Source organism: Streptomyces sp. URMC 124, from assembly GCF_051386455.1.
Classification (GTDB): domain Bacteria; phylum Actinomycetota; class Actinomycetes; order Streptomycetales; family Streptomycetaceae; genus Streptomyces.
The window spans coordinates 1-611 of the sequence record NZ_JBPQTS010000351.1 but is presented as its reverse complement, the minus strand read 5'-3'; the positions used below and the strand labels follow the sequence as shown (position 1 = coordinate 611).

1 rRNA gene is annotated in these 611 nt (G+C 57.8%); it reads left to right on the top strand.

Annotated features, from left to right (window positions below):
- Positions 1-611, top strand: a 23S ribosomal RNA gene (locus tag ACSNOG_RS32890); the annotation flags it as partial.

Sequence of the window (611 nt, the reverse complement as noted above, 5' to 3'; positions counted from 1 at the left end):
AGTAGCGCGCCCAAGACCCGAAGCGGAGTGATCTAGCCATGGGCAGGTTGAAGCGGAGGTAAGACTTCGTGGAGGACCGAACCCACCAGGGTTGAAAACCTGGGGGATGACCTGTGGTTAGGGGTGAAAGGCCAATCAAACTCCGTGATAGCTGGTTCTCCCCGAAATGCATTTAGGTGCAGCGTCGTGTGTTTCTTGCCGGAGGTAGAGCACTGGATAGGCGATGGGCCCTACCGGGTTACTGACCTTAGCCAAACTCCGAATGCCGGTAAGTGAGAGCGCGGCAGTGAGACTGTGGGGGATAAGCTCCATGGTCGAGAGGGAAACAGCCCAGAGCATCGACTAAGGCCCCTAAGCGTACGCTAAGTGGGAAAGGATGTGGAGTCGCAGAGACAACCAGGAGGTTGGCTTAGAAGCAGCCACCCTTGAAAGAGTGCGTAATAGCTCACTGGTCAAGTGATTCCGCGCCGACAATGTAGCGGGGCTCAAGCGTACCGCCGAAGTCGTGTCATTCCAGCATGAGGGCCAACGCCTGCTGGGATGGGTAGGGGAGCGTCGTGTGCCGGGTGAAGCAGCCGCGGAAGCGAGTTGTGGACGGTTCACGAGTGAGA